The following is a 6,205-nucleotide window of genomic DNA, read 5'->3' as shown; positions in this document are numbered from 1 at the left end:
TTCGACCTTGCCGCAGGTTTGTGGGTGGTAGGGGCTGGAGTTGATCGGGCGGGTGCCGTGGTCGATCAGGGTCTGCACGAAGGTGGAGATTGATCCGGGTCGGGTGCGGCGGCTGGTGAACGCGATGCCGTTGTCGCTGAGCACGATGGCCGGCACGCCGTAGGCGGTGAACGCCTGTCTGATCGCGGTGATCGCGGCTCGGGCGGTCTCCGCGGCGGCGGCGTGGCAGGCGACCAGGGTGCGGGTGCAGTCGTCCAGGACGTCGAAGACGACGACAGTGCGGCCGTCGGCGAGTTTCACTTCGGTGGCGTCGATCTGATAGCAGTCGCGGGGCCGGGCATAGCTGAAACGCCGCCACGAGCTACGCGGTCGTTTAGCCGGAGTAGCCACGAGCAGGTCATGCCGGGCCAGCACCCGGTTGACCGTCGAGCGTGACGGCACCGACCAGGACGCGTCGGTGCGCCGGCGCACATCGTCCAACGCGTCTCGGATGAAGTCAGCCCCGTTGTCCGGGCCCAGTTCAGCGCGCAGTTTGCAGATCCACGCGTCCACCTCCGGCGGCGTGACCCGCGGACTGGTACGCGGCCGCCGGGATCGTTCCTGCCACTGACCCTCGGCCCGGATACGTGCGCGGTGCCGGTACACCGTGCGCACCGACACCCCGTGCTCACGCGCGAACTCGGCCGCGTTCACCCGAACCCCCGCCGCCAGCAGCGCGTCCAGCAGGTTCATCACATGCCGCCGAGAAGCCATGCCCGGCAGCACATACCACCCGACCCAAGATCCCTACCACGTGACACATGTATCGGGACTTCAACGCTGACAGATGTCATGGGACTGAACAGCCCTCATGACGACCGCTTCCTTCCAAGATCTCTTCGTGGATCGACGCGAAACGCCAGGAGTGCCGTTGATCATGCAGTTGCGGCCCGGACTCAAGCCACAAACCCGGCACCCGAGGGGCCGCGACTGCAAGATCAGCGAGGCGAGGAGGCGGAGGCGGAGTTGGCGTGGATCAGGACCGTGGCGCCCGCGGAGAGGGGGGCCAAGAGCCACTTCAGGGGCTGCTCGTCCTCGGTCGGGTCCACCCGGAGGCGGTCGCCGGGGTGCAGATCGAGCTGGGTGGCGATCTCGGCGGCCAAGCGGCGCCACGCCCCGAAGCTGGTGCCGTCCGCCGTGGCCGGGCCGGACGGGTCGACGGCCGTGTAGTCCGGCGGGTCGGTGGGGTGTCGCAGCACCTCGGCCGACCAGTCCAGCCAGCCCGGCGGCACCTCGGCGAGCGGGCCCGGTCCGGTGCCCACCAGGTAGCGGTGTGTCCCCTCGGGCACGTCCTCCAGCCAGTCGTCGAGGCGTTCCGGGGTCACGAACACCGCGTCGTACGGCCGGTCCGCGCCCGGTTCCAGCACCGGCAGCCCGGCCAGCGCACGGGGACGGAACGACACCGTCAACCCGACCGACCAGGCCCCGAGCAGCACCGCCGCGGTACGCCAGTGCGGCGGCAGCAGCACCGCCACCCGGTCACCGGGGCGCAGCCCGCACCCGTCGCGCAGCAGCCCGGCGCTGCGGGCCGTCCACTCGCCCAGTTGCGGCCCGGTCAGCTCGGTGCGCTCGCCGGTGGCGTCGTCGAGGTAGGTCAGCAGCGGCTCGTCGGTTGCGACGGCGGCGGGTGCGCGGGTGGCCATCGGATGTGCCCCTCCCTGGCGGTCAGCTCACCCTAGCCGGGTGAACCGGTCGACCAGGAGGACCAACCGCCGCTCGTGTTCCGCCCGGCGAAGGCGGCCGTCGCGGCCGCGCTCGCGTACACGGTGCCGACCTGTGCCCCGGCGAGCCCGGCGGCGGCGCTGGTGGGCGGCGCGTGGTGGCGGGTCAGCCGGTCGGCAGCTCGGGACCGCCGTCGAGCAGCGGCGCCAGCAGGTCGCCCTGCTTCTCCACCCGCTTGAGCACCTCCCCGGCGGTGTACGGCCGCGTCGACGGCCGCTTCCCGGCCGCCCCGGCCTCCACCTCGTCCCAGGTCAGCGGCGTCGACACGGCCGGCACCGGCTGGGCCCGCAGCGAGTACGGCGCCACTGTCGTCTTCGCCGCGTTGTTCTGGCTCCAGTCGATGAAGACCTTGCCGGGCCGAAGGTTCTTCGCCATCTTCGACACGACCAGCTTCGGGTGCGCCTGCTCCAGTTCCTGCGCGATCCGCTTGGCGTAGTCGGAGACGATCTCGGCGTCCTGCGTACCGGCGATCGGGCAGCACAGCTGCATGCCCTTCTTCCCGGACGTCTTCGGGAACGAGGAGATCCCGTCGGAAGCCAGCCGGTCGCGCATCAGCAGCGCCACCTGGCAGCACTGCTTGAGCGCGGCCGGGGCGCCCGGATCCAGGTCGACCACCATCATGTCCGGGTGCGCGCCGATCTTCCACTGCGGAGTGTGCAGCTCCAACGCGGCCAGGTTGGCCAGCCACACCAGCGTGGGCAGCTCGTCGCAGACCACGTAGTCGATGGTTTCCCGCCCCTTCGTGGAGCCGGGGGCGGGCAGGTTCTCGGTGCGTACCCAACCGGGCGTCGCGGCGGGTGCGTTCTTCTCGAAGAACGAGCCGCCGTCGACGCCGTTGGGAAACCGGATCCGGGTGAGCGCGCGGTCGTGCAGGTGCGGCAGCAGCACCGGGGCGATCCGGGTGTAGTAGTCGATCACCTCGCCCTTGGTGAAGCCGGCCTGCGGGAAGAGCACCTTGTCCAGGTTGGACAGCTCCAGCGAGCGCCCCTCGACCTCGACCTTGAGCCGGTCAGCCGGCATCGTCGACCTCCTCGGGCGGCTTGTCCGGGCGCAGGCGCAGGATGCGCGGGAAGCGCAGCCTCCCGTCCGGCGTGCGCTGGCCGTACTTGACCTCCACCACGATCCGGGGAGTTACCCAGATCGCGCCGCGGGCATCCTCGCGCGGCACCCCGGCGGCGAACGGCGACGCGGTGGCCCGCAGCGGTTCCAGCTCACGCAGCAGTTCCCGTTCGATGGCCGCGCCGATCCCGCCGCCGACCCGCCCCCGGTAGATCAACCGCCCGTCCGGGCCGGGCACGCCGACGAGCAGACCGCCGACGCGCCGCGCGCCGGGCCGCCAGCCGCCGACCACGAAGTCGCCGGTGACCTCCAGCTTGACCTTCACCCAGTCCGGGGAGCGCACGCCGGGCCGGTAGAGCGAGTCGACCCGCTTGGCCATCACCCCCTCCAGCCCGTGCTCGCCGGCCGCCGCGTAGGTGGCCGGGCCGTCGCCGAAGACCGGCGGCACCGCCCACCGGGCGGCGCCGAGCCCGAGCGACTCCAGCGCCGCCCGCCGCTCCCGCCACGGCCGGGCGGTCAGGTCCTCGCCGTCGAGCCGCAACAGGTCGAAGATCATGTACGTGACGGGTACGGTCGCCGCCAGCCGAGCCGCCTTGGCCGGGTTGCGCACGTGCATCCGTTCGGCGAGCGCGGTGAACGAGGGCTGCCCGTCGGTGAAGAGGACCACCTCGCCGTCGAGCAGCGCGTCACCGACCTGCTCGGCCAGGTTGAGCAGTTCCGGGTACGCGGTGGTGATCTCGACGCCGGAGCGGGCGTAGAAGTGCCGGTCGCCGCGGGAGATGTCGGCGAGCGCGCGGACGCCGTCCCACTTGAACTCGTACGACCAGGCGGCGCCGGCCGGGAGCTGCCCGGTCGTCGCGAGCATCGGCTTCAACGGCGCGCCGGGCACGTTCCGACTGTAGTTGGGTGCGGAAGCGCGTGCGTCCCGTTCGATCGTTTGCGATTCTGGTGGTCAACCGGGGAGAGGAGCGCGGGTATGCGGGCGATCTGGAAAGGAGCGGTGTCGTTCGGCCTGGTGTCGATCGGGGTGAAGGTCTACTCGGCCACCGAGGAGAAGGACATCCGTTTCCACCAGGTGCACCGTGAGGACGGCGGCCGGATCCGCTACAAGCGCACCTGCTCGGTCTGCGGCGAGGAGGTCACCTACGACGACATCGCCAAGGGGTACGACATCGGTGGTGGCGAGATGGTCATCCTCACCGACGAGGACTTCGCCGACCTGCCGTTGAGCACCTCGCACGCGATCGACGTGCTGGAGTTCGTACCGGCCGAGCAGGTCGATCCGATCCTCTACAACAAGGCGTACTTCCTGGAGCCGGAGGGCTCGGCGACGAAGCCGTACGTGCTGCTGCGCGACGCGCTGTCCGACTCGGAGCGGGTGGCGATCGTCAAGGTGGCGCTGCGCCAGCGGGAGCAACTCGCGACGCTGCGGGTCCGCGAGGGCGTGCTGCTGCTCAACACCATGCTGTGGCCGGACGAGATCCGCCGGCCCGACTTCGGTTTCCTGGACGAGGACCTGAAGGTACGCCCGCCGGAGCTGGCGATGGCCAGTTCACTGATCGACTCGATGGCCGGCGAGTTCGAGCCGGACGCCTTCACCGACGACTACCGGGCGGCGTTGCAGGAGGTCATCGACGCGAAGGTCGAGGGCCGCGAGGTGGTGCAGCCGGAGGAGGAAGAGGCCGCGCCGGCCGCCGCGGTGGACCTGATGGCCGCGCTGAAGGCATCCGTGGAGCGGGCCCGGGCGGCCCGGGGCGAGGCGCCGTCCGGCGGTGGGGCCGAGCCGACACCGATCTCGTCGGCCCGATCGGCGAAGAAGGCCGCGAAGAAGGCCCCGGCCCGGAAGCCGGCCGAGAAGAAGGCCGAGCCGGCGAAGAAGACGGCCGCCAAGAAGACCCCCGCGAAGAAGACGGCGGAGAAGAAGACCGAACCGGCCAAGAAGACCGCCGCCAAGAAGACGACGGCGAAGAAGGCCGCCGCGAAGAAGAGCGCCTGACGCGCGTACGGCCGGGGCCCCGCCCTCGATGGAGGGCGGGGCCGGGCCGCTCAGCCTCGCCCGAGCTTCTCGGTCGGGGTGACCCGGACGATGACACGCTCCTCGCCGGGGCGCCGCCACGGGTACGTGTCCTGGCCGAGGTACTTCTTCGCCAGCCGGTCGATGTGCTCGTCGGCGCCCTCGGTGACGAACTCGACGGTGCCCTTGATCCAGAGCGTGCGGAAGTCGTCGGCCCTGTCCGCCACCGACACCGCGACCACCGGGTTGCGGGCCATGTTCAGGTACTTCTGCCGCCCCTTGGCCGTGTTGAACACGATGTGCTCGCCGTCGGTGTCGACCCAGACCGGGGTGACGTGCGGGGTGCCGTCGGCCTCGATCGTCGCCACGTGCGCGAGCTGCGGCTCGCCGAGCAGGGCCAGGTCTTCTTCGCTGAGGATCGCCATGCCCGAAACGTACCCTGTGCGGTGCCCCCGTATCGGTCTCCGTGTCCTGATCGGTGCGGGCGTATGGGCACGCTGGGGGTCCGGGCGGGTACCGTGTGCGCTGGCCTCGGCGGCGGCCCGCCGGGGGCGCACCCACCCACCCTGCAGGGAGTCGACGTGAGCGAGCGTGTGGAGAACCGGTCGGAGGGCCAGGCCGCCCCGGCCACCAAGGCAGGGCGGCGGCTGGCCGCCCAGCTGGCCGAGAAGAAGGCCGCCGAGGCGCGTCGCCGCCGGCAGTCGATGCTCGGCGCGGCTGTCGGCGTGCTCGCCGTGGTGGCCCTGGTCGGTGGCCTGGTCTGGCTGAACAGCGGGGACGACGACAAGGCGGCCACCGCCGGCTCCTCGGCCAGCCCCACCGCCCCGGTCGAGCCCACCGAGATGCCCGCTCCGGAGCTGCCCGCCGGCATCGACCCGGCGCTGAAGACCAAGCCGACAGTGCAGGCCGGCACCGGCGAGCTGACCAAGCTCACCGTCACCACGCTGGTGAAGGGCACCGGGCCGGCGGTGAAGGCCGGGCAGAACATCACCACCAACTACGTGGGCGTGTTCTACAAGGACGGCAAGCAGTTCGACGCGTCCTGGGACAACGGCCAGCCGGCCACCTTCCAGATCGGCGTGGGCCAGGTCATCAAGGGCTGGGACCAGGGCCTGGTCGGCGTGCCGGTGGGCAGCCGGGTGCAGCTTGACCTGCCGGCCGATCTGGCGTACGGCAACGACGCCGCCGGTGGCCGCCCGGCCGGGCCGCTGCGCTTCGTCGTCGACGTGCTGGCTGCGCAGTAGCTCACTCCAGGCTTCCGTCCGGTCACCCTGCGGCAGTAGGTTCATGGTCACCGCGGGCGGTACGTCCGTCCGCGGTGATCTGCTCACCGACGCGGAGGTGCACGTGGCGGCGCTGGACGGGGCCGGG

At 71.4% G+C, this 6,205-nt stretch carries 7 protein-coding genes; 2 read left to right on the top strand and 5 right to left on the bottom strand.

Annotated features, from left to right (window positions below; genetic code table 11):
- From A4R25_RS30225 to ligD (A4R25_RS30210), 4 genes are all read right to left on the bottom strand, one after another.
- Positions 1–753, bottom strand: a 753-nt coding sequence (locus tag A4R25_RS30225) for a DDE-type integrase/transposase/recombinase (RefSeq protein ID WP_157539203.1), incomplete at its 3' end; no start/stop codon positions are given.
- 224 nt (positions 754–977) lie between these two features.
- Complete coding sequence (locus A4R25_RS30220) at positions 978–1,682, bottom strand: TIGR03089 family protein (protein ID WP_064448875.1); 705 nt, start codon at positions 1,680–1,682, stop codon at positions 978–980.
- A 184-nt stretch (positions 1,683–1,866) separates the two neighbouring features.
- Positions 1,867–2,781 carry a non-homologous end-joining DNA ligase gene (gene ligD / locus A4R25_RS30215; protein ID WP_064448874.1) on the bottom strand — a complete coding sequence of 305 codons (915 nt, stop codon included), beginning with the start codon at positions 2,779–2,781 and terminating at the stop codon, positions 1,867–1,869.
- On the bottom strand, positions 2,771–3,709 hold the full coding sequence (gene ligD, locus A4R25_RS30210; protein ID WP_043327188.1) for a non-homologous end-joining DNA ligase: 939 nt from the start codon (positions 3,707–3,709) through the stop codon (positions 2,771–2,773). The genes ligD (A4R25_RS30215) and ligD (A4R25_RS30210) overlap by 11 nt, the downstream gene beginning before the upstream one ends.
- An 87-nt stretch (positions 3,710–3,796) precedes the next feature.
- Here ligD (A4R25_RS30210) and A4R25_RS30205 point away from each other — a divergent pair, with 87 nt between their 5' ends.
- Complete coding sequence (locus tag A4R25_RS30205) at positions 3,797–4,816, top strand: Ku protein (RefSeq protein ID WP_043327190.1); 1,020 nt, start codon at positions 3,797–3,799, stop codon at positions 4,814–4,816.
- Between the two features lie 50 nt (positions 4,817–4,866).
- Here A4R25_RS30205 and A4R25_RS30200 read toward each other — a convergent pair whose 3' ends face one another.
- Positions 4,867–5,259, bottom strand: coding sequence for a PPOX class F420-dependent oxidoreductase (locus A4R25_RS30200; RefSeq protein WP_064448873.1), 393 nt, complete (start codon positions 5,257–5,259; stop codon positions 4,867–4,869).
- Between the two features lie 63 nt (positions 5,260–5,322).
- Here A4R25_RS30200 and A4R25_RS30195 point away from each other — a divergent pair, with 63 nt between their 5' ends.
- Positions 5,323–6,078: an FKBP-type peptidyl-prolyl cis-trans isomerase gene (locus A4R25_RS30195; protein WP_064448872.1), complete on the top strand. Its 756-nt coding sequence runs from the start codon at positions 5,323–5,325 to the stop codon at positions 6,076–6,078.
- Positions 6,079–6,205: the final 127 nt, after the last annotated feature.

Origin of the sequence: Micromonospora sp. NBRC 110037 (assembly GCF_001652995.1) — a bacterium.
Taxonomy (GTDB): domain Bacteria; phylum Actinomycetota; class Actinomycetes; order Mycobacteriales; family Micromonosporaceae; genus Micromonospora; species Micromonospora chalcea.
This window is presented reverse-complemented; position numbering and strand designations above follow the sequence as displayed.